Origin of the sequence: Mycobacterium sp. 852014-50255_SCH5639931, from assembly GCF_001665605.1 — a bacterium.
Classification (GTDB): domain Bacteria; phylum Actinomycetota; class Actinomycetes; order Mycobacteriales; family Mycobacteriaceae; genus Mycobacterium; species Mycobacterium paraffinicum.
In genome coordinates this window covers 254,404-279,275 of the sequence record NZ_LZSV01000017.1, presented here as the reverse complement: position 1 = coordinate 279,275, position 24,872 = coordinate 254,404, and the positions used below count along the sequence as shown (strand labels likewise).

Annotated in this window: 33 protein-coding genes; 7 read left to right on the top strand and 26 right to left on the bottom strand. The window is 67.6% G+C overall.

Translation table 11 applies throughout. The annotated features are described in order from the left end of the window. Positions 1 to 38 precede the first annotated feature (38 nt). On the bottom strand, positions 39 to 887 hold the full coding sequence (locus A5758_RS11075) for an AraC family transcriptional regulator (protein ID WP_067739790.1): 849 nt from the start codon (positions 885 to 887) through the stop codon (positions 39 to 41). A gap of 74 nt (positions 888 to 961) precedes the next feature. Here A5758_RS11075 and A5758_RS11070 point away from each other — a divergent pair, with 74 nt between their 5' ends. The 5 genes from A5758_RS11070 to A5758_RS11050 all read left to right on the top strand — a co-directional run bounded on the left by A5758_RS11070 (position 962) and on the right by A5758_RS11050 (position 5,595). Next, on the top strand, positions 962 to 1,600 hold the full coding sequence (locus A5758_RS11070; protein WP_369816419.1) for a class I SAM-dependent methyltransferase: 639 nt from the start codon (positions 962 to 964) through the stop codon (positions 1,598 to 1,600). 22 nt (positions 1,601 to 1,622) lie between these two features. Then, on the top strand, positions 1,623 to 2,657 hold the full coding sequence (locus A5758_RS11065) for a dihydrodipicolinate reductase (RefSeq protein WP_067739789.1): 1,035 nt from the start codon (positions 1,623 to 1,625) through the stop codon (positions 2,655 to 2,657). A gap of 125 nt (positions 2,658 to 2,782) precedes the next feature. Further along, positions 2,783 to 3,733, top strand: a complete 951-nt coding sequence (locus A5758_RS11060; protein WP_067739788.1) for a class I SAM-dependent methyltransferase — start codon at positions 2,783 to 2,785, stop codon at positions 3,731 to 3,733. Between the two features lie 10 nt (positions 3,734 to 3,743). Further along, positions 3,744 to 4,658: a class I SAM-dependent methyltransferase gene (locus A5758_RS11055; RefSeq protein ID WP_067739786.1), complete on the top strand. Its 915-nt coding sequence runs from the start codon at positions 3,744 to 3,746 to the stop codon at positions 4,656 to 4,658. Between the two features lie 22 nt (positions 4,659 to 4,680). After that, positions 4,681 to 5,595 (top strand): class I SAM-dependent methyltransferase, encoded by a 915-nt coding sequence (locus A5758_RS11050; RefSeq protein ID WP_067739784.1) that lies wholly within the window; start codon positions 4,681 to 4,683, stop codon positions 5,593 to 5,595. Between the two features lie 4 nt (positions 5,596 to 5,599). Here the strand turns inward: A5758_RS11050 and sppA are convergent, their stop codons facing one another. Continuing rightward, positions 5,600 to 7,372 carry a signal peptide peptidase SppA gene (gene sppA / locus A5758_RS11045; protein ID WP_067739782.1) on the bottom strand — a complete coding sequence of 591 codons (1,773 nt, stop codon included), beginning with the start codon at positions 7,370 to 7,372 and terminating at the stop codon, positions 5,600 to 5,602. Between the two features lie 39 nt (positions 7,373 to 7,411). Here sppA and A5758_RS11040 point away from each other — a divergent pair, with 39 nt between their 5' ends. Then, the gene (locus tag A5758_RS11040; RefSeq protein WP_067739780.1) at positions 7,412 to 8,338 is read left to right on the top strand and encodes an LLM class flavin-dependent oxidoreductase; all 927 of its coding nucleotides are present in this window, start codon (positions 7,412 to 7,414) and stop codon (positions 8,336 to 8,338) included. Here the strand turns inward: A5758_RS11040 and rplO are convergent, their stop codons facing one another. The 14 genes from rplO to A5758_RS10970 all read right to left on the bottom strand — a co-directional run bounded on the left by rplO (position 8,339) and on the right by A5758_RS10970 (position 15,946). Beyond that, positions 8,339 to 8,779: a 50S ribosomal protein L15 gene (gene rplO, locus A5758_RS11035; RefSeq protein ID WP_067739778.1), complete on the bottom strand. Its 441-nt coding sequence runs from the start codon at positions 8,777 to 8,779 to the stop codon at positions 8,339 to 8,341. Further along, positions 8,776 to 8,991, bottom strand: a complete 216-nt coding sequence (gene rpmD / locus A5758_RS11030) for a 50S ribosomal protein L30 (RefSeq protein ID WP_067203571.1) — start codon at positions 8,989 to 8,991, stop codon at positions 8,776 to 8,778. Before rpmD ends, rplO begins: the two co-directional genes overlap by 4 nt. Next, positions 8,988 to 9,662, bottom strand: a complete 675-nt coding sequence (gene rpsE / locus A5758_RS11025) for a 30S ribosomal protein S5 (RefSeq protein WP_066945871.1) — start codon at positions 9,660 to 9,662, stop codon at positions 8,988 to 8,990. The genes rpmD and rpsE overlap by 4 nt, the downstream gene beginning before the upstream one ends. Before the next feature lie 38 nt (positions 9,663 to 9,700). After that, the gene (gene rplR / locus A5758_RS11020; protein WP_082939445.1) at positions 9,701 to 10,069 is read right to left on the bottom strand and encodes a 50S ribosomal protein L18; all 369 of its coding nucleotides are present in this window, start codon (positions 10,067 to 10,069) and stop codon (positions 9,701 to 9,703) included. 41 nt (positions 10,070 to 10,110) lie between these two features. Beyond that, positions 10,111 to 10,650: a 50S ribosomal protein L6 gene (rplF, locus tag A5758_RS11015; RefSeq protein ID WP_067210484.1), complete on the bottom strand. Its 540-nt coding sequence runs from the start codon at positions 10,648 to 10,650 to the stop codon at positions 10,111 to 10,113. 21 nt (positions 10,651 to 10,671) lie between these two features. Further along, positions 10,672 to 11,070, bottom strand: a complete 399-nt coding sequence (gene rpsH / locus A5758_RS11010) for a 30S ribosomal protein S8 (protein ID WP_067210479.1) — start codon at positions 11,068 to 11,070, stop codon at positions 10,672 to 10,674. Positions 11,071 to 11,241: 171 nt separating this feature from the next. Continuing rightward, positions 11,242 to 11,427 (bottom strand): type Z 30S ribosomal protein S14, encoded by a 186-nt coding sequence (locus tag A5758_RS11005; RefSeq protein ID WP_007167851.1) that lies wholly within the window; start codon positions 11,425 to 11,427, stop codon positions 11,242 to 11,244. Positions 11,428 to 11,431: 4 nt separating this feature from the next. Next, complete coding sequence (gene rplE / locus A5758_RS11000; RefSeq protein ID WP_067210475.1) at positions 11,432 to 11,995, bottom strand: 50S ribosomal protein L5; 564 nt, start codon at positions 11,993 to 11,995, stop codon at positions 11,432 to 11,434. Then, the gene (gene rplX, locus A5758_RS10995; RefSeq protein ID WP_066945894.1) at positions 11,995 to 12,312 is read right to left on the bottom strand and encodes a 50S ribosomal protein L24; all 318 of its coding nucleotides are present in this window, start codon (positions 12,310 to 12,312) and stop codon (positions 11,995 to 11,997) included. The genes rplE and rplX overlap by 1 nt, the downstream gene beginning before the upstream one ends. After that, entirely contained in the window at positions 12,313 to 12,681 is a 369-nt protein-coding gene (gene rplN / locus A5758_RS10990) for a 50S ribosomal protein L14 (protein WP_003403649.1), read from the bottom strand. It lies immediately after the preceding gene. A 200-nt stretch (positions 12,682 to 12,881) separates the two neighbouring features. Then, entirely contained in the window at positions 12,882 to 13,361 is a 480-nt protein-coding gene (locus tag A5758_RS10985; RefSeq protein ID WP_231987277.1) for a DinB family protein, read from the bottom strand. A 158-nt stretch (positions 13,362 to 13,519) separates the two neighbouring features. Further along, the gene (locus A5758_RS10980) at positions 13,520 to 13,810 is read right to left on the bottom strand and encodes a hypothetical protein (protein WP_067739773.1); all 291 of its coding nucleotides are present in this window, start codon (positions 13,808 to 13,810) and stop codon (positions 13,520 to 13,522) included. Positions 13,811 to 13,936: 126 nt separating this feature from the next. Next, complete coding sequence (locus A5758_RS10975; protein ID WP_082939663.1) at positions 13,937 to 14,815, bottom strand: DUF4436 domain-containing protein; 879 nt, start codon at positions 14,813 to 14,815, stop codon at positions 13,937 to 13,939. A 216-nt stretch (positions 14,816 to 15,031) separates the two neighbouring features. Further along, the gene (locus tag A5758_RS10970; RefSeq protein ID WP_067740000.1) at positions 15,032 to 15,946 is read right to left on the bottom strand and encodes a formylglycine-generating enzyme family protein; all 915 of its coding nucleotides are present in this window, start codon (positions 15,944 to 15,946) and stop codon (positions 15,032 to 15,034) included. Positions 15,947 to 16,051: 105 nt separating this feature from the next. Here A5758_RS10970 and pstS point away from each other — a divergent pair, with 105 nt between their 5' ends. Beyond that, positions 16,052 to 17,182 (top strand): phosphate ABC transporter substrate-binding protein PstS, encoded by a 1,131-nt coding sequence (gene pstS, locus A5758_RS10965; protein WP_067739769.1) that lies wholly within the window; start codon positions 16,052 to 16,054, stop codon positions 17,180 to 17,182. 3 nt (positions 17,183 to 17,185) lie between these two features. Here pstS and A5758_RS10960 read toward each other — a convergent pair whose 3' ends face one another. The 10 genes from A5758_RS10960 to rplB all read right to left on the bottom strand — a co-directional run bounded on the left by A5758_RS10960 (position 17,186) and on the right by rplB (position 24,864). Then, positions 17,186 to 18,121, bottom strand: coding sequence for a DUF4436 domain-containing protein (locus A5758_RS10960; protein WP_067211879.1), 936 nt, complete (start codon positions 18,119 to 18,121; stop codon positions 17,186 to 17,188). 43 nt (positions 18,122 to 18,164) lie between these two features. Next, the gene (locus A5758_RS26040) at positions 18,165 to 18,833 is read right to left on the bottom strand and encodes a hypothetical protein (RefSeq protein ID WP_231987276.1); all 669 of its coding nucleotides are present in this window, start codon (positions 18,831 to 18,833) and stop codon (positions 18,165 to 18,167) included. Further along, positions 18,814 to 21,174, bottom strand: a complete 2,361-nt coding sequence (locus tag A5758_RS10950; protein ID WP_067739767.1) for an arylsulfatase — start codon at positions 21,172 to 21,174, stop codon at positions 18,814 to 18,816. The genes A5758_RS26040 and A5758_RS10950 overlap by 20 nt, the downstream gene beginning before the upstream one ends. 137 nt (positions 21,175 to 21,311) lie before the next feature. Continuing rightward, positions 21,312 to 21,671, bottom strand: a complete 360-nt coding sequence (gene rpsQ, locus A5758_RS10945) for a 30S ribosomal protein S17 (RefSeq protein WP_369816424.1) — start codon at positions 21,669 to 21,671, stop codon at positions 21,312 to 21,314. Next, the gene (gene rpmC, locus A5758_RS10940; RefSeq protein ID WP_066951916.1) at positions 21,668 to 21,901 is read right to left on the bottom strand and encodes a 50S ribosomal protein L29; all 234 of its coding nucleotides are present in this window, start codon (positions 21,899 to 21,901) and stop codon (positions 21,668 to 21,670) included. Before rpmC ends, rpsQ begins: the two co-directional genes overlap by 4 nt. Beyond that, on the bottom strand, positions 21,901 to 22,317 hold the full coding sequence (gene rplP / locus A5758_RS10935) for a 50S ribosomal protein L16 (RefSeq protein ID WP_067211869.1): 417 nt from the start codon (positions 22,315 to 22,317) through the stop codon (positions 21,901 to 21,903). The genes rpmC and rplP overlap by 1 nt, the downstream gene beginning before the upstream one ends. A gap of 3 nt (positions 22,318 to 22,320) precedes the next feature. Next, entirely contained in the window at positions 22,321 to 23,160 is an 840-nt protein-coding gene (rpsC, locus tag A5758_RS10930) for a 30S ribosomal protein S3 (RefSeq protein ID WP_067211864.1), read from the bottom strand. Further along, the gene (gene rplV, locus A5758_RS10925; protein ID WP_066951918.1) at positions 23,160 to 23,714 is read right to left on the bottom strand and encodes a 50S ribosomal protein L22; all 555 of its coding nucleotides are present in this window, start codon (positions 23,712 to 23,714) and stop codon (positions 23,160 to 23,162) included. Before rplV ends, rpsC begins: the two co-directional genes overlap by 1 nt. After that, complete coding sequence (gene rpsS / locus A5758_RS10920) at positions 23,711 to 23,992, bottom strand: 30S ribosomal protein S19 (RefSeq protein ID WP_006245110.1); 282 nt, start codon at positions 23,990 to 23,992, stop codon at positions 23,711 to 23,713. The genes rplV and rpsS overlap by 4 nt, the downstream gene beginning before the upstream one ends. 29 nt (positions 23,993 to 24,021) lie before the next feature. Further along, complete coding sequence (gene rplB / locus A5758_RS10915; protein WP_067739765.1) at positions 24,022 to 24,864, bottom strand: 50S ribosomal protein L2; 843 nt, start codon at positions 24,862 to 24,864, stop codon at positions 24,022 to 24,024. Positions 24,865 to 24,872 lie beyond the last annotated feature (8 nt).

Genomic DNA, 24,872 nt, shown 5'->3' with positions numbered 1-24,872 from the left:
CCCCGCCAGTGACCGCTCGACAGGACCGGGACGCCTCGTCAGCGGCGTCGCCACCCGCGGGGCGAGAGCCCGTGGGTCCGGCCGAACAGCCGGCTGAAATAGCCGGGATCGGCGATCCCCACCCGCCTGGCGACCTCGGCGACCGGCAGATCCGTATCGGCCAGCAGCCCGCGGGCCTCGGCCATCCGGCGTTCGGTGATCCACTCTCCGACGGTGCGCCCGGTGCGGCGCCGCACCACGGTGGTCAGGTGCCCGGACGTCACGCCAAGTTCGCCCGCGACGTCGCGCAGCGACAATGCCTCGGCGTGCCGGCGGTCGATCACCTCGAACACCTCGGCCAGCAGCGGCTCGCCCGCGCGGCGCAGCTCGGCCACCACCGGGCCCGCCAGCCGCGCGAGGTCGATCAGCAACAGCGTCAGATGTGCCAAGGTGGCCTGCCGATAGCCGTCCTGCCGTGCGAGCAGCTCGGCTTCGATCGACCCGATCGCCGCGTCCCAGACCGGCCGTCGCGCCGCGGGCACCTCCAGCCGCAAAATCCCGCCGGCGTGCCCGTGCAGGAACGGGAACAGCAGCGGGTGCGCCCGCCACGCCGGCCACGGCGATCGCCCGTCCTCGCCCAGGGCCGCGGGGTCGAAGAAGACAGCGATACCGGCGTCGCGATCGGCCAACTGCGCGGGATCGAGCACCCGCCCCGCGGCTGCCACGTAGACAAGCCCGGGCGCGGGCAGGTACCACAGCGCCGGGAAGTCGTGGATGTGGCGACCGCGGTCGACAAAATCCTCCGGGCCGGACCGCACCACCGTGACCGGGGGGGTGTCGGGATCGGTCCGGTATGCGTAGACCGGCACCCCCGCGCGCTGCCGAACCATCCGAGCCGGTTGCGCCATATCACCGAAAATAGTTCAAGTTTCTCCGAGGATCACCCAATTCTTTGCCGATGCATCGGTTCACCATGGATTGCGTGACAAAACATCATCCACATGACTACCTGCCGGCCGCCGGCCACGACGCGTTGCTCCCCACCTACGACCTGATGTCACGCCTGCTCGGCATGAAAAGGGTCCACGACGCGCTGCTCGCGCAGGCAGAACTCGACAACTGCCTCCGCATCCTGGAAATCGGCTGCGGCACCGGCAATCTCACGATTCGGGCGAAACGCTCCCATCCCCAGCTGGAGGTGGTCGGATGCGATCCCGACCCGCGGGCGCTTGACCGGGCGAAGCGAAAGGCGGAGGGGATCCGCTTCGAGCAGGGCTACGCCGAACGGCTGCCCTACGCCGACGGCGAATTCGACCGGGTGCTGTCGTCTTTGATGCTGCACCATATCGGCGACGACGCCAAAGCCGCTGCGGCGGCGGAGGTTTTCCGCGTCCTTCGCCCGGGCGGCCGGCTGCACCTGGTCGACATCGGCGGCGACATGACCGATGACCACGGCCTGCTGGCGCGGCTCATCAGGCGCAACCACCACGCGGCCGGCAACCTCGGCGACGCGATCCCGCGACTGCTGCGCGGGGCCGGTTTCGAGTGCACCCAGGTCGCCTCGGAGCGGCACCGCGTTCTCGGGCGATTGAACTACTATCGCGCCACCCGCCCCGCCTAGACCGCCAGTTACGGTTGATGCCATGGCGCCCTACCGCGTGGTTCAGTGGTCCACCGGCAACATCGGAAAGCGAGCCCTCGGCATCCTGCTCGACCGCGACGACTTCGACGTGGTGGGCGTGCACGCCCTGGGGGCGGAGAAGGTGGGGCGCGACGCCGGGGATCTCGCGGACCGGCCCCCGACCGGCGTCACCGCGACGGACGACGTCGACGCGCTGCTCGACCTGGCGCCGGACTGCGTGAACTACATGCCGCGGGCCATCGACTACGAACTGGTGGAAAGGATGCTGCGCCGCGGCATCAACGTGGTCACGACCGGAGACTTCCTGACCGGCACCCACCACCCGGCCGAACTCCCGGCCCTCGAGGAGGCAGCCCGACGGGGCAATGCGACCTTCCTGGGGACGGGATTCGAGCCGGGCTTCATCAACGTCGTCGCCGGGTTCCTCACCGGCGCGTGCCGACGGGTGCACAGCGTCAAGCTCGTCGAAACGTTGGACTGCACAACCTATCCCATACAGGACGTGTGGAAGGTGCTCGGATTCGGCAAGCCACCCCGTGAGCGGGTGACGCACCTCGACCCGGCGACGCAACGATACGGGCTCGGCTACTTCGAGACGCTGGACATGATCGCCGCCATGCTGGGCACCGAGCTCGACTCCAAGGAGGCATTCGTCGAGCCCGCGGTGCTGACCCGGGACCTGGATCTGGGGTGGGTGAACTACGCCGCGGGGACCGCCGGGGGCCAGCGCCGCACCTATCGCGGCTATCGCGGGGGCCGCCCGGTGGTCGAGCTGGCCATCTGCTGGACCATGAGCGACGACGCGCTGGACCCACAATGGACGGACCCCAAGGGATTCAGCGTGGTGATCGAAGGCGAGCCACGCGTGGACGCGACGATCCGGTTCGGCAGACCCGGCGAGGACGTGATGACCGTGTTGATGGACAGCACGGCCGTCGCGGCGGTCAACGCCATACCGTTCCTGTGCGACGCGCAGCCGGGGGTCATCACGCCGATCGATCTGCCCGTCACCGGATCCCGGGGCGCCCTGCTCTAGCGCTGGTCGAACGCGACCTTCGCGGCGCCGCCGCCGGGTTGCCGCGAATCGGGGGAAGCGTACAGTGGTGGAGGCTTGTTAAATTAGCTAAATATTAGCCTGACTACTTCTGAACAGGGGCGAACATGACTTCCACCAGGTATGAGGGCGACACCTGGGACCTGGCGTCCAGTGTCGGGGTGACCGCAACGATGGTCGCGGCCGCCCGCGCCGTGGCCACCCGCGCCGACCGTCCGCTGATCAACGACCCATTCGCCGAGCCGCTGGTGCGGGCCGTCGGCGTGGACCTGCTCACCCGGCTGGCGACCGGCGAGGTGAACCCGGACGAGCTGAACGACGCGCACGACGGCGCGACCGGATCCACCGGGGCGATGTCCCGGATGGCCGACAACATGGCCGTGCGCACGAAGTTCTTCGACGAGTTCTTCCTGGACGCGACGCGCGCGGGCATCAAGCAGGCGGTGATCCTGGCTTCGGGGCTGGATGCCCGTGCCTACCGGCTGGCATGGCCCGCCGGGACCGTCGTCTACGAGGTGGACCAGCCACAGGTGATCGAGTTCAAGTCGCGCACGCTGGCCGAGCTGGGCGCCGCGCCCACCGCCGACCGGCGCGTGGTGGCCGTCGACCTGCGCGACGACTGGCCCGCCGCATTGCGCGCCGCCGGATTCGACCCGGCCCAGCCGACCGCGTGGAGCGCCGAGGGCCTGCTGGGCTACCTGCCCCCGGAGGCGCAGGACCGCCTGCTGGACACCATCACCGAACTCAGCGCCCAGGGCAGCCGAGTGGCGGTCGAGAGCGCGCCCAACCCCGAGCCCGGGGACGAGGAGAAGCTCAAGGAGCGCATGCAGCAAATCTCCGAACGCTGGCGTGCGCACGGTTTCGACCTGGACATGGCGGGGCTCGTCTACTTCGGGGACCGCAACGAGGCCGCCCCCTACCTCGGCGAGCGCGGTTGGTCACTGAACGGCGCGAGCATCCGGGAGCTGTTCTCGGCCAACGGGCTTCCGCCGCTCGAGGACGACGACACACGCATGGGCGAGGTGCTCTACGTAAGCGGCACGCTGGACAAGAAATAGGAGCCTTGGCATGACTGTGGAATCGGGACGTAACGAAGGCGACAGCTGGGGACCCGGGTCCAGCGTGGGAGCGACGGCCACCATGGTCGCCGCATCCCGCGCGGTGGCGTCACGGGGACCCGACGCGTTACTCGACGATCCGCTGGCCGAACCGCTGGTCCGCGCCGTCGGACTGGAGCCCTTCATCCGCATCGTCGACGGACAGGTCGATTTCGAGGACGACCCGCTGTTCAACCGCAAGGCCCGGGCCGAGCAGATCACGGTTCGCACCCGGTTTTTCGACGACTTCTTCACCGGTGCCACCAAAGATGGCGTGCGGCAGGCGGTGATCCTGGCGTCTGGCCTGGACACCCGCGCCTACCGCTTGCCGTGGCCGGCGGGCACCATCGTCTACGAGATCGACCAGCCGCAGGTCATCGCGTTCAAGACCGACACGCTGGCCGGCCTCGGCGCCGCCCCGACAGCCGAGCGCCGCGCAATCGCCGTCGACCTGCGTGACGACTGGCCGGCGGCGTTGCGCGACGGCGGGTTCGACGTGACGCAGCCGACCGCGTGGAGCGCGGAAGGGCTGCTGCCATACCTGCCGCCCGAGGCCCAAGACCGGTTGTTCGACAACATCACCGCGCTCAGCGCGCCGGGCAGCCGGGTGGCCACCGAACACGTGCCCGACCCCAACGCCTTCTCCGACGAGCGATTGCAGCGCATCAGCGAACGGTGGCAGCGCTTCGGCTTCAACCTCAACGCGGCCGACCTCTTCTACCGGGGCGAACGCAACGTCGTCGTCGACTACCTGAAAACGCACGGCTGGCATGTGGAGACACACCCGGCCCGGGAGTTGTACGCGCAGAACGGCTTTGAATTCCCCGAGGACGAGATGTCGGCAACCTTCGGTGAGTTGAGCTACGTCGCCGCGACGCTGGCGTAGCGGGTTGGCTAGGGTCTCCCCTATGTCACGCGCTCACGACGACGAGTGGGATCTGGCGTCCAGTGTGGGCGCGACCGCGACCATGGTGGCCGCCGGGCGGGCCATGGCGACGAAGGATCCCCGCGGCCTGATCCACGACCCGTTCGCCGAACCGCTGGTGCGCGCGGTCGGGGTGGACTTCTTCACCAAGATGATGGACGGCGAGCTGGACCTCGAGGCGATCGAGAACGCGTCGCTGGTGCGCATGCAGGCGATGGTCGACGGAATGGCGGTGCGCACCAAGTACTTCGACGACTACTTCGTCAACGCCACCGGCGGCGGAATCCGGCAGGTGGTGATCCTCGCGTCCGGATTGGACTCACGCGCCTACCGGTTGCCGTGGCCGGACGGCACGGTGGTGTACGAGATCGACCAGCCCCGGGTGATCGAATTCAAGACGGGCACGTTGGCCGGGATCGGTGCCGAACCGACCGCGACGCGGCGCACCGTGCCGATCGACCTGCGCGCCGACTGGCCGGCCGCCCTGAAAGCGGCCGGGTTCGATACGACGGCGCCTACCGCGTGGCTGGCCGAGGGCCTGCTGATCTACCTGCCGCCGGAAGCCCAGGACCGGTTGTTCGACAACATCACCGCCCTCAGTGTGCCCGGGAGCACGATCGCCACCGAATTCGTGCCCGGCATCGTCGATTTCGATGCCGACAAGGTCCGGGAGATGTCCGGTTCCTTCCGCGAGCACGGCGTGGACATCGACATGGCGTCGCTGGTCTACGCCGGCGAGCGCAACCACGTCGTGGATTATCTGCGATCCAAGCGGTGGGACGTCGAAGGCACCACCCGCACGGAACTGTTCCGGCGCCAGGGCATCGACGCGCCCGCCCCGGAAAACGACGATCCGCTCGGCGAGATCATCTTCATCAGCGGCAATCTCACCGGCTAGGTTTCTAGAACCGCGACGGGCCCGGCCACAGCGCGCTGGCGCCGCTGAGCGTCTGCTCGACGTTGTTCAGGACGCCGGTGACCGTGCGGCCCAGCAGGGCCGCCAGCGCGTCCGGCAGCGATGCGGCGGCGGGTTGCGACGAGGCGCGGGGCCGCACCATGTCCAGCAGCGATGAGCCCGGATAACTGACGATGCGGACGTCGCTGTCCTCGTCGAGGTCGGCCAGAACCTTGGCCCGGCGCACGGCGGTGCGGAACCCGCCGAGTTCGTCGACCAGGCCGCGGTCCAGCGCGTCGGCGCCGGTCCAGATTCGTCCCTGCGCAACACGATCGACCGCGTCGGCGGTCAGGTTGCGGGCTTCGGCGACCCGCTGCACGAAGTCGGCATAGAACAGGTCCGCCTCGGCTTCTCGATGCGCCTGCTGCTCCGGCGTGAACGGTGCGTCGATCGACCAGGCGTCGGCATTGGCGTTGGTGCGCACGGTATCCGACCCAACCCCCAACCGCTCCAGCAGGTCGCGGATCACCAGCTTGCCGGTGATCACACCGATCGAACCGGTGACCGTCGACGGATTGGCGACGATCGCGTCGGCCCCCATCGAGACGTAGTAACCGCCGGAGGCGGCGACCGCGCCCATGGAAGCGACCACCGGCTTGCCCCGCTTGCGGGCGCGGGTCACCTCGCGCCAGATGCTCTCCGACGCGGTGATCGTGCCGCCGGGGCTGTTCACCCGCAGCACGATCGCGGACACCGAGTCGTCGGCGCCGGCCTCCCGTAGCGCCGCCCCGATGGTGTCGCCGCCGGCGGTGGCGGTGCCCAGCGGCAGGAACTGCGGGCCGCCGCGTCCGTCGACGATCATGCCGTCGACGGTGATCACGGCCAGGGTCGGCTTGGGCCGGCGGCCGGGAACCGATGGCTTGGGTGGGGCCAGCCGGGAGCGGGCCGCACCGGCGTAGCGCGCCAAGTACAACCGCGGCGGGGCGGTGTCATCCGAAACATCTTTCACCCCAACCAGTTCCGCTATACGAGCGTAGGCTTCGTCGCGAAATCCGATCCGGTCGAGCAGGCCGGCGGCCACGGCGTCGTCACGCAACAACGGGGCGCGGTCGGCCAGCGCGTCGAGCGCGCCGGGGTCGAGCCTGCGCGATTCGGCGATCGCCTGCCACGCCTGCTGCTGCAGGCTTTCCAGCATCCGAGTGACGGCCTCGCGATGGGCGGTCGTGAATCCGTGTTCGGTGAAACGGTTTGCCGCCGACTTGTATTGGCCGCGCGCGACGAATTGAGGTTCGATCCCCGCCTTGTCGAACGCGTCGCGCAGGAAGGTTTCGTTGCTCGCGAAGCCGATCAGCCCGACGCTTCCCGACGGCTGCATCCAGACCTCGCCGAACGCCGAGGCCAGGTAGTAGGACAGGGTGCCCGGATAGGTTTCCGCCCAGGCCAGCGACGGCTTGGCGGCGGTGAACGCAACGATGGCCTCGCGAAGCTCCTGCACCGCCGCCGGGGGTGACGCCGCAAGTTGCACCCGGGCGATCAGCCCGGCGACCCGCGGGTCCTCCGCCGCGCGGTGGATCGCGGCGACGGCGTCGCGCAACGCCAGCGGCCTCCCACCGGTGAAGATCGCGAGCGGGTCGAACCCCGTCGCCTCCGGTGGCGCCGAACGCAGGTCGAGCTCGAGGACACAGCCATTGGGTACGCCGTGGTGGCGGGCGGTGTCGACTCGTACGGCCAACGCGCGGACGTCGTCGACCCCGGGCATCGAGGGCAGGAAGGCGAACATGTTTGCAGCGTACCGACACCGCCGCCGTACGGTGGTGGGGTGAGGTTCTCGATTGCCATCCCCCAACTCGACTACGACCGCTTCGACGCCGACGGGCTGCGCGCCTACCTGCTTCGGGCCGAGGAGCTCGGGTTCGAGGGGGGTTGGGTTCTCGAGCAGATCATCGGGGACGCACCGCTGCTGGCACCGCTGGAGCTGCTGGCCTACTGCGCGGCCTGCACCGACCGGCTGCGCCTCGGGGTCGCCGTGCTGGTGACGTCATTGCACGATCCGCTGCAGCTGGCCTCTTCGGTCACCGCGGTCGACCGGCTCAGCCACGGCCGGCTGGACGTCGGCGTCGGAACCGGCGGTGGCTTCCGCAGGTTCGCCGCGTTCGGCGTCGAAAGGGAAACGTACATCTCATATTTCACCGAGGGCCTCAAGCTGATGAAGGCCGCCTGGTCCGACGAACCCCGGGTTACCTTCCATGGCCGGTTCCGCGACGTCGACGACGTGCCGATCCAGCCAAAGCCGGTACAACGGCCGCACCCGCCGATCTGGTTCGGCGGCCTGGCACCGCAGGCCCTGGCCAGGGCGGTGCGCCACGGCGACTCCTTCCTGGGCGCCGGTTCGTCGACCACCCGGGCCTTCGCCGGGGCCGTGACCGTGGTGCGTCGGGAAATCGACGAACAGCGAAGGGACCCAGCGCATTTCACCATCGGCAAACGCGTCTACCTGACGGTCGACGACGATGCGGCGCGGGCCCGCGAGCGCGTACTGGCCGGCCTGCGGCGGATCTACGGCAAGATGCCCGGCGTCGAAGAGGTTCCGGTGTCGGGCACGCCCGACGACGTGGCACGGGGGCTGCGCGAGGTGATCGACGCCGGGGCCCAATACCTGCTGCTCAATCCCGTCGGCGTCGATGTCGGAGAGAACCGGGAGCAGATGGAACGCCTTGCCGCGGAAGTCATTCCGCGGCTGGGCTGACTACAGCTCGGTCGCCGAGCCGCCCGCGGCGGTGATCTTCTCGCGGGCGCTGCCGCTGAACTTGTGCGCGGAAACCTCGAGCTTGACGGTCAGCTTGCCGTCGCCGAGGACCTTGACCAAAGAGTTCTTGCGGACCGCGCCCTTGGCCACCAGCTCGTCGACACCGATGGAACCGCCCTGGGGGAACAGCCGATTGAGGTCGCCGACGTTGACGACCTCGTATTCGGTGCGGAACCGGTTCCGGAAGCCCTTGAGCTTGGGCAGCCGCATGTGAATCGGCATCTGCCCGCCCTCGAAGGTGGCCGGCACGTTCTTGCGGGCCTTGGTGCCCTTGGTGCCGCGGCCCGCGGTCTTGCCCTTCGAGCCCTCACCGCGACCGACGCGGGTGCGGGCGGTCTTCGACCCGGGCGCGGGCTTCAGGTCGTGCAGCTTGATCGTCATTTCTTCTTCCCTCCGGTCCCTGCGGCTTGCGCCTCGGCCGGCTCCACCTCGACGAGGTGGTTGACCACCGCGATCAGGCCGCGGGTCTGCGGGTTGTCCTCACGGATCACCGAATGGCGGATCCGTCGCAGGCCCAGGGTGCGCAGGCTCTCCCGCTGCTTCCAGCGGGCCCCGATGGTGCTGCGCACCTGGGTGATCTTCAGTTCGCTCATTGCGGTGCCGTTCCCTCACGCGCGGCACTGGCGGCCAGCGCTTCACTTTCCCGTCGCGCCTTGAGCATTCCGGCCGGGGCGACGTCCTCGATGGGCAGCCCGCGGCGGGCCGCCACCTCCTCGGGACGCTGCAGCAGCTTGAGCGCGGTGACGGTGGCATGCACCACGTTGATCGCGTTGTCGCTGCCCAACGACTTGGCCAGGATGTCGCGCACCCCAGCGCATTCCAGCACCGCACGCGCCGCGCCGCCAGCGATCACACCGGTACCCGGGCTGGCCGGGCGCAGCAGCACCACGCCGGCGGCGGCTTCACCCTGCACCGGGTGCGTGATGGTGCCACCGATCAGCGGCACGCGGAAGAAGCCCTTGCGTGCCTCCTCGACGCCCTTGGCGATGGCGGCCGGAACTTCCTTGGCCTTGCCGTAGCCGACGCCGACCATCCCGTTGCCGTCTCCCACGATGACCAATGCGGTGAAGCTGAAGCGCCTACCACCCTTGACCACCTTGGAGACACGGTTGATGGCGACGACCCGCTCCAGGTAGTTGCTCTTGTCGCCGTCGCGGTCGCGGCCACCACGCCCGCCGCCATCGCGCCGGCCGCGGCTGTCGCGGTCACCGCGCGAGTCACGGCTGTCTGGGGCGCCCTGCCCGCCGGCCGACTGTTCCGCCATTATGCGGTCCTTCCGGTCTTATTCGAGGTCTCGATCATCTAGAAACTCAATCCGTTCTCGCGGGCGGCATCGGCCAGCGCCGCAATCCGTCCGGCGTAGGTGTACCCGCCGCGGTCGAAGACCACGGTGTCGATGCCGGCGGCCTTGGCGCGCTCGGCGATCAATTGGCCCACCCGCACGCTGCGGGCCTTCTTGTCGCCCTGCAGGCCCCGTACGTCGTCCTCGATGGACGACGCGGCGGCCACCGTGGTGCCGTTCTCGTCGTTGACCAGCTGCACGTGAATGTGCCGCGAGGACCGGTTGATGACGAGCCGCGGACGCTCCGGAGTGCCGGCGATCTTCTTGCGAAGCCGGGCGTGCCTACGCAGCCGCGAGACCCGACGAGTTGCGGATACGCTCTGCCCCAACGGCTTTCGCGCGGCGGTGTCAGCTTGTTTTTGCGCCATGACTACTTACCTGTCTTTCCGACCTTGCGGCGGATCTGCTCACCCTCATAGCGCACGCCCTTGCCCTTGTACGGGTCGGGACGGCGCAGGCGGCGGATGTTCGCCGAGATCTGGCCGACCTTTTGCTTGTCTATGCCGGTGATCGAGAACTTCGTCGGAGACTGGACCGCGAACGTGATGCCCTCGGGCGCCTCGATGACTACGGGATGGCTGTAGCCCAGCGCGAACTCGAGGTTGGCGCCCTTGAGCTGCACGCGGTAACCGACCCCGAAGATCTCCATCTTGGTGGTGTAACCCTCGGTCACGCCGGTGACCAGGTTGGACACCAGGGTGCGCGACAGCCCGTGCAGCGAGCGGTTGCGTCGCTCGTCGTTGGGGCGGGTGATCACAATGGCGCCGTCGTCGTTGCGGGCCACCGTAATCGGTTCGGCGACCGTCAAATTCAGGCTGCCCTTGGGCCCCTTCACCGAGACGTTCTGGCCCTCGATCGTTACGTCGACTCCGCTGGGAATCGGAACCGGCTGCTTACCAATGCGCGACATAATCTATTGCTGCCTCTCCCGCTACCACACGTACGCGAGGACTTCGCCGCCCACGCCCTGTCTGGCTGCCTGACGATCGGTCAGCAGGCCCGAGGAGGTCGAGATGATCGCCACACCCAGGCCGCCGAGCACGCGCGGCAGGTTGGTGGATTTCGCGTACACCCGCAGACCGGGCTTGGACACTCGCCGCAGTCCGGCGATGCTGCGCTCCCGGGTGGGTCCGTACTTGAGCTGGACGATCAGCGACTTGCCCACCCGAGCGTCTTCGGTCCGGTAATCGCTGATGTAACCCTCGCTCTTGAGGATCTGGGCGATGTTGGCCTTGATCTTGGAGTGCGGCAACGTCACCTCGTCGTGATACGCCGAATTGGCGTTGCGCAGACGTGTCAAGAAGTCTGCGATCGGATCCGTCATCGTCATCGAGCGCCACTCCTCTTCATCGCTGCGGCCCCCTCGCCGCTGCGCTGCTGGGGGTGCCCCCACTGCATCGTTGTTGTCGCAGTCATGACAGTGTCTGTCACCTTCCTCGCGGTGGTTCCCGGTCCGGGCCTGTCGCGTGCCTGTTCTGGGTTGGTCTTGGGGTCCTGGCTCTTACCAGCTGCTCTTTTGCACGCCGGGCAGCTCGCCCGCGTGCGCCATCTCGCGCAGGCAGATCCTGCACAGGCCGAATTTGCGGAAGACCGCGCGCGGGCGGCCGCACCTGTTGCAGCGCGTGTAGCCGCGCACCGCGAACTTCGGCTTGCGTGCGGCCTTGTTGACCAGTGCCTTCTTCGCCATCTGCTCAGTTCTCCTTGAAGGGAAAGCCGAGGGCCCGCAACAGCGCTCGTCCTTCGTCGTCGGTCGTCGCCGAGGTGACGACGTTGATGTCCATGCCGCGAGCCCGGTCGATCTTGTCCACGTCGATCTCGTGGAACACCGACTGCTCGGCCAGCCCGAACGTGTAGTTGCCCACACCGTCGAACTGCTTGGGCGAAAGCCCGCGGAAGTCACGGATACGGGGCAACGCGATCGAGGTGAGACGGTCGAGGAACTCCCACATCCGGTCTCCGCGCAGGGTGACGCGGGCGCCGATCGGCATGCCCTCGCGCAGCTTGAACTGTGCGATGGACTTGCGCGCCCTGCGGATCTCGGGCTTCTGCCCGGTGATCAGCGCAAGGTCGTTGACCGCGCCGTTGATCAGCTTCGCGTCCCGCGCCGCATCGCCGACGCCCATGTTGACAACGACTTTCGTCACGGTCGGGATCTGCATGACGTTCCCGTAGCCGAACTGCTGCTGCAACGAATCGCGAATCTCGCTGCGGTAGCGCTCTTTCAGGCGGGGCTGAACTTTCTCTGCGGTGGTCATCAGATGTCCTTGCCGTTGCGCTTGGAGATACGAACCCGCTTGCCGGTCTCCTCGTCGACCCGGTAGCCGACGCGGGTGGGCTTACCGTCGGAGTCGACCACCATCACGTTGGAGGCATCGATCGGCGCCTCCTGGGTGACGATTCCACCCGACTGGGCTCCGCGCTGGTTGCTCGAAACCGCGGTGTGCTTCTTGATCGAGTTGACGCCCTGGACCAGGACCCGGTTGCGCTCCGGGTAAACCTTGAGCACCTTGCCTTTGGCGCCCTTGTCCTTGCCGGCGATGACCAGGACGGTGTCGTCCTTCTTGATTTTCATCTACAACACCTCCGGGGCCAGCGAAATGATCTTCATGAACCGCTTCTCACGCAGCTCGCGGCCGACGGGGCCGAAGATGCGCGTGCCGCGCGGGTCGTTGTCGGGCTTGATGATCACCGCGGCGTTCTCGTCGAACTTGATGTAGCTGCCGTCCGGGCGGCGGCGCTCCTTGACGGTGCGCACCACGACGGCCTTGACCACATCCCCGCGCTTGACGTTGCCGCCGGGAATGGCGTCCTTGACGGTGGCGACGATGACGTCCCCGATGCCGGCGTAGCGTCGCGACGAACCGCCGAGCACCCGGATGCACAAGATCTCCTTGGCGCCGGTGTTGTCGGCGACCTTCAGCCGCGATTCCTGCTGAATCACTCGATCTCCTGACCTGGTTGCGTGTGCACGGCAGGAGGCAAGCCACAGCCCACCGAATAACCTGACATGCGCGGTCTTTGTCACCGAAGGGCACGCGGGGCCGATTCGCACCGGCCGAGGTCTGCCCAAGGCAACCCCTAGAGTCTAGGTGACGACCAGCTCAGAGCCAAATTCGCGGCCGAGGCGGCTTTAGGGCGGGCTCAAGGAGCCGTTCCCCCGATTCTCCGGATATCGCCGAGGTGGTGCACGCCTTCGTGCATCGCCTGGCGCACGAACCAGCGGGCGGTGCGCTGTTCGCCCGGCAACCGGGTCGCGGTGCGGTCCCAGTCCTGGTCTTTGACGCGCGCGACCTCGTCGCGGAAGCCCGCCACCGCGGCCGCGAGCTCGTCGAGCGTGGCGTCGATGTCGCAATCGTTGTACCGGAAACGGCGGGCCCGCAGATCGTTGAACATCGGCTCGCACGCGGGCTCGTGCTCGGTGCGGACGCGGTGCAGCCGGATGGTGAAGGAGACGTAGACGTCCCGCAGATGGCAGAGGTATTCGGCGACCGACCACACTTCGGGACTGGGCCGTGACCGCCGCGCCCCGGGCGGGATCGCGGAGATCGCCTCCCGAACCGCGTCAGGCAGGCCGGCGATGACACCGGCCGCCTCGTCGGGCCGAGTGTCCGAGTAACTCATTCCACAATCAGCGCAGGCGTAATCTTCGGCCGCCAGTGGGGGCAGGGACGCGGGCATCTCCAAATCCTCCACCTAAAGCAGTGGCGGCCCGTTCGCGACTACGGACACATCTAGAGAATCCGGGGCACGCGCCGGGCTGCGAAGACATCCCTCGCGGCTCAGCCGTCGATGTGCATCGGCGGGTCGGCGAAGGCGGGATCCGAGGGGTGCTGGTCGGGCCCCATCGACTCGCAGTGCCCGTCGGGCACCAGGTAGGAACTGGCGCCGTTGGGAATCAAGCGGGGAACTGCCACGCAACGTTGCCAGGTGCCGTCGGTCTGGACCGGTCCGTCGCACTTACTGAGGACGTTTCCCCCGTACTGGCAGCCGGCGCTGGCCGGCGGCGCCGAGGCGATCAGCTCCGCGGCCAGGAGCAGGCTGGCGAATCCGCCGACGATGCCGCGCTTCATGCTTGCCTCCCGTCACATCGCCGCTGGGGCGTTGCCGAGTGCTTGGGGTGACACATAGCGTCGACGGCCCAGCCAGCAAGTAATGACGCTACCGCTTGGGTGACCTTTTTTGGCCCCCTTCGAGGGCTAGTCCCCTTGCCGGACCCAGGCAGAGATGTACAAGCTCATCGCCGTGACGAGCGCGATCAGCACCCATTGGACGATGGCCTGGTCGATCCACGAACCGGGCGGTGGTGCGCCGGGAAGGATGTTGCGCAGCGGGACGATGGCGAACAGGTTCGCGGCGTACCAGGTGGCGAACGGCGGCAGAAACTTCCTTCTGCCCAGCGCCATCGGAATGGCGACCAGCAGCGCCAGGGTGGGCAGGCTGATGAGGACCAGGCAGATGCCCAGGTCGAAGATCAGCGGGCCCTTGGCCCTCTTCAGGGTGATGACCACGTTCCCGTTGTCGGTGCCGCGCTGCGTCGGGAGCGCTCCGGGGTCGTGGACGCGGTTGACGGTGATGTCCCATCCGTCCAACTCCCCGGTCACCTCGACCCGGGCGGGCACCTTCTTCAGGTTGTCGCCCGAACCGACGAAGGCGTCGGCGGAGATCGGCTCGGTCCGGTAGGAGTCGAACGGCCAGTTGCCCGGATCACCGTGCGCCACGACCGTGGTACTGAGTTGCGCCGGCGCCTTGCCCTTCGGGTAGTGCAGGTCGCCCAGGTCGCTCGTCGGGTACAGGCGCACGGCGACGTCGGTGCCCAACACGTCGAATCGGTTGTCGTAGGCCGAAATCCCCGGATAGACAAGCACATTCACCGCGAGGCGCTTGGCGACCGGCTTCAATTCCTCGACCTGCAGCTGCACAATGGTCGCGTCGCCCCCGCCCTGGCCCAGGTCCAGCGGAGGCAGCGGCCCCTCGGACCTCTCCAGCCAGTGGACGCCGAACAGGGACAGCATGTAGGCCGTGACGACCACCGCCAGGACGGCCACCCCGATCACGATGCGCGGCCGCTTCGCCATGTGTTTGCGGGCCGGCGGTGCGGACGGTGCCGGCGCGTCCGATGGGGGCGGCGGTGCCGGTGCCGCGGGAGCCTCGGCGGTCATTGGTAAGCCACTGATGATTCAAGGCTCGTCGAGGGCCACACGTGGTCAGATGCTAGCGACCTCCCGCACACCCTGCGCGCCGATGCAGGCCACGTCACTCGCCGTCCATCCGGCGGTAACCCGCTCGTCGTTTCAGCTGTGGGCGGCGCCGCCGGGAGTGGCCCGAGTTTGCTGTGTGACACACCGGAACCCGATGTGGGTGGTCGCGGTGTCCTGCGACTGCGGTGACCGCGCGGCCGGACGATAGCGGTGGCAGTATTCCGGCGCGCACAGGTGCGAACCGCCCTTCAGCGTCTGGCTGACGGCCGGATCCGCCGGCCCTGTCGGGGCGCAACACGCTTTCGGTGGCTCGTCGAGGCGGTGGTGCGCGGAGAACCGTGTAGCGGTCCACTCCCAGACGTTGCCGATCATGTCGAGCAGGCCGAACCCGTTGGGGGGGAACGTCCCCACGGGCGATGTGCCCACCCAGCCCAGGGCGCCATCGTTGCGGTATGGGAAGCGGCCCTGCCAGGTGTTGGCCATCAGCCGACCGTCGGGGTTCGGTTCGTCCCCCCACGCATACGTGCCCGTGCCCCCGCCGCGGGCCGCATACTCCCACTCGGCCTCGGTCGGCAGCCGCCGGCCGGCCCACCGCGCGTACGCGGCGGCGTCGGAGTAGGCCACCTGCACCACCGGGTGCTCGGCCCGGTCGGTGAGATCACTGTCCGGCCCGAACGGATGGCGCCAGCTGGCGCCCGGTACCCAGTCCCACCATTGCCGCCAGTCGTGCAGGTCGACCGGGCCGGGAGTGGGACGAAAGACCATGGCGCCCGGACGCAGATCGGCCCGGTCCGCCCCCGGGTACAGCGCCGGGTCGATAGGCCGCTCGGCAACCGTCACAAAGCCTGTGGCGGCGACGAATTCGGCGAACTGCGCGTTGGTCACCGGGTGTCGCTCCACCGCGAATGCGGGCAGGGTGACGGTGTGGATCGGCGCCTCTTCGGGATAGAAGCTGGTGCACCCCATGCGGAACGATCCGCCCGGTAGGTCGACCAGCTCGGTGAGCACCAGTTCAGGGTATGACGCCGGCAGGCGGGCGGTGCTCACCGCGACGAATGACCAGTTCATCGGCAGTTTGTTTGTCCGTTAATCGCCGGCTGTAAGTGTGTCAACGTGAAGCGCAATCCACCGGCGGCCGCCATCAGCCTGTTCGCTGCGGCGGCAGTGGCGGTCTCAGCATGCAGCACCGATTCCCACCCGATGCTGGCGTATGCCGCCGGCGCCAAGGTGGAGTGCGGCGGCAAGCAGGCTCTGACGGCCAGCGGCTCGACCGCGCAGGCCAATGCGATGACGAAGTTCGTCGCCGCCTACGGGAAGGTCTGCGCCGGCCAGACCCTCAACTACACCGCGAACGGATCGGGCGCCGGAATCGGCGACTTCCTGGCCGGCAAAACGGATTTCGGCGGATCGGACACGCCGCTGTCCGGAGACCAATATGCCGCGGCCAAACAACGCTGCGGCGGCGCCGACGCGTGGAACCTGCCGGTGGTGTTCGGCCCGCTGGCCATCACCTACAACCTCGGCTCGGTGGACTCCTTGGTGCTCGACGCGTCGACGATAGCCAAGATCTTCGACGGCACCATCACGCGCTGGGATGACCCGGCGCTCACCGCGCTCAACGCATCGATGCCGGCCGAAGAGATTCGTGTCATCTACCGCAGCGACGCGTCCGGGACCACCGACAACTTCCAGTCCTACCTGCAGGCCGCGTCCGGCGGGGCCTGGAGCAAGGGCACCGGCAAGGCGTTCAACGGCGGCGTCGGCACCGGCGCCACCGGCAACAACGGCACCGCGGCACTGGTGAAATCGACCGAGGGCGCAATCAGTTACAACGAGCTGTCTTTCGCGCTGCAGCAAGGGCTTTACGCCGCCGAGATCAAAACCCCGGCGAGCCGCAGGTCGTTGCGGCCGGTGCGGATCGGCACCGACACCGTCGGCAAGACCATCACCGGCGCCAAGATCGTCGGTAGCGGCAACGACCTGGTGCTCGACATCTCGTCGTTCTACAACCCCGCCCAGCCCGACGTCTACCCGATCGTCTTGGCCACCTACGAGATCGTCTGCTCGAAGTACCCGACGCTGGACGTCGCCAAGGCCGTCAAGGCGTTCCTGCAGGCGGCGATCGGACCCGGCCAGGTGGAGCTGGCGAAGAGCGGATACATCCCGCTGTCGCCCAACTTCCAGGCCAGGGTCTCGAGCGCCGTCGACGCGATCAGCTCGGTGGAGGCACCGAATCCGGAGTAGGCGTCAGGCCCTCTTCGGCGGCTTTTTCTCACGGGATCGCCACCAGGCGACGATGAACAGGGACATCGCCGAAACCAGCCCTATCAATACCCACAGCACGACGGCCTGGTCGATCCAGGAACCCGGCGGTGGAGATCCTGGCAGGAAGTTGCGCAGCGGGACGACGGCGAACAGCAGCGCCGCGAACCAGGTTCCCAACGGCGGCAGGAAGGTGGTCCGGCCCAACGCCATCGGGATGGCCACCCACAATGCCAGCACCGGCAGGGCGATGAGGACCAGGCAGATGCCGACGTCGAAGATGAGCGCGCCCTTGGACCGTTGCAGCGTGATGATCAGATCGTCCTGCACATCGGGGTTGGCGTCCTCGGGGTCGTGGACGCGGGTGACGGTGGCGTCCCAGCCGTCCAACTTTCCGGTCGCCTCGACGCGGGCAGGCGCCTTTTCGCGGCTGGCGCCGGTACCGGTGAACACGTCGGCGGCGATGACCTCGGTCTTGTACGTGTCGAACGGCCAGTTGGCGGGATCGCCGTGCGCGACGATGGTCGTGCTGACCTGGGCCGGCGATTTTCCGACCGGGTATTGCAGGTCGCCGAGGTCGTTGTCGGGATACAGGCGCACCGCGGCGTCGGTGGTCAGCACCCCGAAGTTCTTGTCGTACAACGAATCCTTGGGGTAGACGGTCACATTCACCGTCAAGCGGTTCGCGACGGTATCCAGCTTCTCCAGCCGTACCTGAACGACGCTGTCTTCAGCCTCCACCTTGCTCAAATCCACCGAGGGGAGCGCGGGCGCCGACTTTGCCAGCAGGTGCACAGCGATCAGCGAAAGAGCGTAGATGACAATGATGGAGGCGACGATTCCAAAAGCGATGGCGATTTGCCGACCCCGGTGGTTGGCGGGCGCCGGCGGCGCGGGAGGCGCCGGAGTCCCGGCGGTCATTGAGGCATCACGGGCCAGATGCTAACAGGGACAACGGCAAATTTCAGGGGATAATGACGGCGAATTGCTGCATTACCGTCGATTTTGCCGCTTCGAAACCGGGCGCTTTGCCGGGCCCCTCCAGATGGACGGCGACCAGGTACGCCTCGGTGTTGGTCCAGATGTGGGTGATGCGGTCGGCGAACTCGTTTGCTCCGGCCCCTCCGTTGGTCCCGCTGAGCAGCTGGCTGCTGTAACCGCAGAATTGGGCCGCCGTGACGGTGACCTTGGCCCCCGGGTTCGCCGTGCCCAAGTCGGTGGCGTAACGCAGGAACGCGCCACCGGGGCCGAGGTCGGTGCGGGCGATGGTCACGCGCACCGACATGCGGTCGGGGCCGGTCGACGTCAACGCCACGTCGCCCGTGCCGGGGGCCGCATTCCAGCCGTCGGGCAACGGGACCGTGAGCACGGGCGCCACCGGGTCCGCCACCGATGCCTTGGTCATGGAGCCGCTGGCGGGCGGCGGGAAGCAAACCAAGGCATTGGGCGGAATGTGGTCGGGCAGCGTGGTTTCGATGCCGGGCACCGGCTCGGCCGGGTCGGAAACTCGCGTGGTGGCCGACGTCGACGCGGCGGTGCCACCGATGGCCGTTCCGCCGGTGGTCTTCTCACATCCCACCGCAGCGAGCGCCAACAAGCACAGCGCCAGGGCTTCAGTCGCGCGAAAACGCAAGCGCAATTTCAGCTTCCACGTCTACATAGGGCCGGCCGGACAGGTCGACGGTGACCTGCGCGATGGTGCCCCCGGTGAATGAGAACGGCGCTTTGTAGCGGCTGCACACTCCCGAGCCGCCGTTGCGGCCGACGGTGATCCCGGCACCCGCGATCCCGAACGTTCCGGGCTGGGTCTGCACGTCCGCGAGCGTGCCGACCACCTCGTCGTCGATGAACAACGTGACGTCGCCGAGCGGCGTGTGGCTGTTCGGCACGGTTCCGGTCCGCGAATAGTTCACGCCGAGCAGGTGCCTGCCGAGCGGCACCGCGCCCGATGAGGAGACCGTCTGCTGCCGTTCGCCCAGGAAGTTGTAGACGTAATGCAGGCGCCCATCCTGGATGAACAGCACGTGCCCGCCGTGGGCGCCGCCCTGCTTGAACAGCACCCCTTCCGTGCCGGTGGTATCCACGCTCACCTCGGCCAGCACCGCGAACGACCTGCCGCGGATTTCGGCGGCGGCGCCGCTGCTCACGTCCGCGCAGTCGGGGTAGTAGACGTAGCTGGACCGGTCACCGCCGAGATACGGGCGGAACCGCGTCATCGTCTCGAGGATGTTCAGGTCCGAGAGCGGCAACCCGTTGTACTTGGCGGCTTCGGAGTACCACAGCGCCTTGAGTTCTTCGAGCTTGTCCGGGTGCTCGGCGGCCAGGTCGTGGCACTGGCTGCGGTCGGCATCGATGTGGAACAGCTCCCAGCGATCGTCGTCGAAGTGCGACCAGCCGGCCGGCGTGGCCGCATGGACGGTGTTGGCGAACCAGCCCTGATGCCAAATCCCGCGGGTGCCCAGCATGGAGTAGAACTGGGTCTGCTTCGCGGTCTCGGCGGCCGGATCAGCAAGGGCCGCTTTGAAACTCACGCCATCCAGTGGCTTCTGCGCGATGCCCCGGACGGTGTCGGGGGGCGTCATGCCCAGCAGGTCGTAGACCGTGGGCGTGATGTCGCAGACGTTGACGTAGTTGTCGCGGATCTCCCCGTGTGCGGCAACACCATTGGGCCACGAGATGATCGCCGTGTCGGCGATGCCGCCCTCGTGCGACGCGTACCGCTTGTACAGCTTGTACGGGGTGTTGAAGGCCATCGCCCAGCCGATCGGGTAATGGTTGTAGGTCTCCGGGCCGCCGAGGTGGTCGAACAGCTTCATGCTCTCTTCGACGGTGTCGATGTAGCCGTTGAAGAACTTGCCCTCGTTGACCGATCCGTTCGGGCCGCCCTCCCCGCTGGCGCCGTTGTCGGAAATCACCACGATGAGGGTGTTGTCCATTTGACCGGATTCCTCCAAATAGTCCAGGATCCTGCCGATTTGGGCGTCGGTGTAGCTGAGGAAGCCAGCGAAAACCTCGGCCATCCGGGAGAACAGCTTCTTCTCGTCGGCGTTCAGTGAATCCCACGGCCGCACCGTGTCCTGCAGCGGCCAGGGCTCGCCCTGCGGCCCCTTGACGTCCAGGTACGGGTTGACCGGAGAGAGTTCGGTGTCCGGCGGCACGATGCCCATCGACTTCTGGTTTTCCAGCACGATCTCGCGGTAGGCCTCGTAGCCCATGTCGAAGCGGCCGGCGTAGCGGTCCGCCCATTCGGAGAAGACGTGGTGCGGCGCGTGCCCGGCGCCCGGGCACACGTAGCTGAACCACGGCTTGTCCGGCGCGATCACCTTGGCGTCGCGGATGAATTCGATGGTCTTGTCGGCGATGTCCTTCGAGAGGTGATAGCCGTCCTCGGGCGTGCCCGGCGGGTTGACCGGATGGTTGTCGTACATCAGGTCGGGATACCACTGGTCGGTCTCGCCGCCCAGGAAACCGTAGAACCGTTCGAAGCCGCGCGAGGTCGGCCAATGTCGTTTCGTCGAAGCCAGATTGGACTCTTCGAGCGGCGTCAGGTGCCACTTGCCGATGCAGTACGTGTTGTAGCCGCGCTCGGTGAGCACTTCGGAGAGCAGCGCGGTATCGAACGGGATCCGGCCGTTGGCATTCGGGAACGCGTCGGTGAACTCCTCGATGGTGGCCATGCCGACGGTGGTGGCGTTGCGGCCGGTCAGCAGCGAGGCCCGGGTCGGCGAGCACAGCGCGGTGGTGTGAAATTGCGACAGCCGCACACCACGCTCGGCGATGCGGGTCATGGCGGGCATCTCGACCAGGCCGCCGAAACAGTCCCACGTCGCGATGCCGGTGTCGTCCCAGACCAGGTACAGGATGTTCGGCGAGTTCTCCGGTGCGATCGGCGCGGCGTATGGGCCCCAGTCGGGCTCGGAGTCCCGGATATCTAGCTCGATCTTGCCTTGGAAGTCACGGGAGTCAGTCGACATGCGCCGAGCGTAGCGCCACTGCGAGAATTACGATCTTTTTTCGGCGGCGTCTCGCCCGCAAGCGAGCGGTGCCCCCATCCCGCAAAGCAAAACGCCCAAGACCCTAAAGTCTCGGGCGTTCTGATGTTCCTTGGGGGCTACTTGGCCTTCTCGAGTATTTCGACGAGCCGCCACCGTTTGGTCGCCGACGTCGGACGCGTCTCCATCAGCGAGACGCGGTCGCCGATGCCCGCGGTGCTGTTCTCGTCGTGCGCCTTCACCTTCTTGGTGGTACGGATGATCTTGCCGTACAGCGGGTGACGCACGCGGTCTTCCAGCTCGACCACGATGGTCTTCTGCATCTTGTCGCTCACCACGTAACCGATGCGGACCTTACGCCGGCCACGCACCTTCGGGTTGGCCGGAGTGTGCTGGGGGCCCTTCTCTTTCGAGGGTGCGTCCTTTGCGGCCGCCTTAGGAGCCGCCTTCGGGGCCGCCTTCTTCGCTTCTGCCATCAGGATTCCTTACCGTCGGGCCCGGAAGCCAGGCCCAGTTCTCGTTCGCGCAGCACGGTGTACACGCGCGCGATCTCCTGCCGCACCGCGCGCAGCCGGCGGTTGTTGGACAGCTGCCCCGTTGCCATCTGGAAACGCAGGTTGAACAGCTCTTCCTTGGATTCGCGCAGACGCTCGGTCAGCTCCTCGTCGGTGAGCTCACGCAGTTCGCCAGGCGAAATTCCCACTGCCATCAGAACTGATCCTCTCGGGTCACGATGCGTGCCTTGATCGGCAGCTTGTGGATTGCACGGGTAAGGGCCTCCCGGGCCACCTGCTCGTTGGGGTAGCTCAGCTCGAACAGCACGCGGCCCGGCTTGACGTTGACCACCCACCATTCCGGCGAGCCCTTACCCGAACCCATCCGGGTTTCGGCGGGCTTCTTGGTCAGCGGGCGGTCCGGGAAGACGTTGATCCACACCTTCCCGCCACGCTTGATGTGGCGGTTGATCGCGATACGCGCGGACTCGATCTGCCGGTTGGTGACGTAGGCGTGCTCCAGGGCCTGGATGCCGTAGTCACCGAAGTTCACCGCCGTGCCGCCGCTGGCGATGCCGCGCTGGCGGGGGTGGTGCTGCTTACGGTGTTTAACCCTGCGGGGAATCAACATGATTCAGCTCTCCGTGCTCTCCGGTTCTGCGGCGGGCGCGGCCTCGGCCGCTGCGGCCGCAGTGCTTTCTTCGGCGCCCGCGGCGGCCCGGCCGGCCTCGGTGCTGGTCGCCGTGGTGCCCGACGCACCGCTGCGCCGGGGGCGCGTGCCCGACGGACGCTCGCGGCGCGGACGGTCGGCGCCCGCCGGAGCGGCTACGGCCGGTTCGCGTTTCCCGCCGACGATGTCGCCCTTGTAGATCCACACCTTCACACCGATCCGGCCGAAGGTGGTCTTGGCCTCGTACAGGCCGTAGTCGATGTCGGCGCGCAGCGTGTGCAGCGGCACCCGCCCCTCGCGGTAGAACTCCGAGCGGCTCATCTCCGCACCGCCCAGGCGACCCGAGCACTGCACCCGGATGCCCTTGACGTTGGGCTGACGCATCGCCGACTGGATGGCCTTACGCATCGCACGGCGGAACGCCACCCGGTTGCTCAGCTGCTCGGCGACGCCCTGGGCCACCAATTGCGCCTGGGACTCGGGGTTGCGGACTTCGAGGATGTTGAGCTGAACCTGCTTGCCGGTCAGCTTCTCCAGGTCCGCACGGATGCGGTCGGCCTCGGTGCCGCGACGGCCGATGACGATGCCGGGGCGCGCGGTGTGGATGTCGACGCGCACCCGGTCGCGGGTGCGCTCGATCTCCACGTCGGCGATGCCGGCGCGCTCCAGCCCGGTCGACAGCAGCTTGCGGATCGCGACGTCTTCTTTGACGTAGTCCGCGTACTGCTTGTCGGCGTACCAGCGGGACTTCCAGTCGGTGGTGATACCCAGCCGGAAGCCGTGCGGATTGATCTTCTGGCCCACTAGTCTGAGCCTCCCTTCGCTTCCGAGGTCTCAGCAGTTGCCTTAGAAGTCTTCGCCTCGGCGGTTTTCGCCGCAGCCTTCTTCGCAGGTGCCTTCTTGGCGGGCGCCTTGGTGGCGGCCTTCTTCGCGGGCGCCTTCGCCGCGGCCTTGCTGGCCTCCGCGCGGCGGGCCCTCGTCGACTTCGCCGAACGTTGGTCCTTGGCCGGCCGGCTCTCCACCACGACCGTGATGTGGCTGGTGCGCTTGCGGATCCGGAACGCGCGACCCTGAGCTCGCGGGCGAATGCGCTTGGCGGTCGGGCCCTCGTCGGCATACACCGTGGCGACCACCAGGGTGGCCGGGTCCAGCCCGTTGTTGTTCTGCGCGTTCGCCGCGGCGCTGGCGATCACCTTGGCTACCGGCTCGCTGGCCGCCTGAGGCGCCCAGCGCAAGATGTCGAGCGCGTCGGCCACCGACCGGCCCCGCACCAGGTCGATCACCCGGCGTGCCTTTGTCGGTGAGACCCGCACGAACCGCGCCTTGGCGACCGCCGACGGGAATTCAGTTGTGGTCATCGCCGTTTGGCCTTCCGGTCGTCCTTGATGTGCCCCTTGAAGGTTCGCGTCGGCGCGAATTCACCAAGCTTGTGACCGACCATCGACTCGGTGACGAACACCGGGACATGCTTGCGTCCATCGTGAACGGCAAAGGTGTGACCGATGAAGTCCGGGATGATCGTCGAACGCCGAGACCAGGTCTTGATGACCTGCTTGGTGTTCTTCTCGTTCTGGACGTCCACCTTCTTGAGGAGGTGGTCGTCGACGAACGGGCCCTTCTTCAGGCTGCGTGGCATGTGCTTGTACTCCTAGTCCCGGAACTTCCTCAGCGACCGTGCTTCTTGCCGGTGCGCCGGCGCCGGACGATGAGTTTGTTGCTGGCCTTGTTCGGGTGGCGGGTGCGGCCCTCCGGCTTGCCCCACGGGCTCACCGGGTGGCGACCACCGGAGGTCTTACCCTCACCACCACCGTGCGGGTGGTCCACCGGGTTCATGACCACACCACGGACCGAAGGGCGCTTGCCCTTCCACCGCATCCGGCCGGCCTTGCCCCAGTTGATGTTTGCCTGCTCGGCGTTGCCCACCTCGCCGACCGTGGCGCGGCAGCGCACGTCGACGCGGCGGATTTCACCGCTGGGCATACGCAGCGACGCGTAAGTGCCCTCTTTACCGAGCAACTGGATGCTCGAGCCGGCGGACCGCGCCAGCTTGGCGCCACCGCCCGGCCGAAGTTCCACCGCGTGGATCACGGTACCGGCGGGGATGTTGCGCAGCGGCAGGTTGTTGCCGGGCTTGATGTCGGCGTTCGCGCCCGACTCCACCACGTCGCCCTGCGAAAGGCCTTGCGGCGCGATGATGTAACGCTTCTCGCCGTCCAGGAAGTGCAGCAGCGCGATGTTGGCGGTCCGGTTCGGGTCGTACTCGATGTGCGCGACCTTGGCGTTGACGCCGTCCTTGTCGTTGCGGCGGAAGTCGATCACCCGGTAGGCCCGCTTGTGGCCGCCGCCCTTGTGGCGGGTGGTGATGCGGCCGTGTGCGTTACGGCCACCGTGGCCGTGCAGCGGGCGCACCAACGACTTCTCCGGCTCCGAGCGGGTGACCTCGGCGAAGTCGGAAACGCTGGAGCCGCGGCGGCCGGGGCTCGTCGGCTTGTACTTACGAATTGCCATGTCTAATC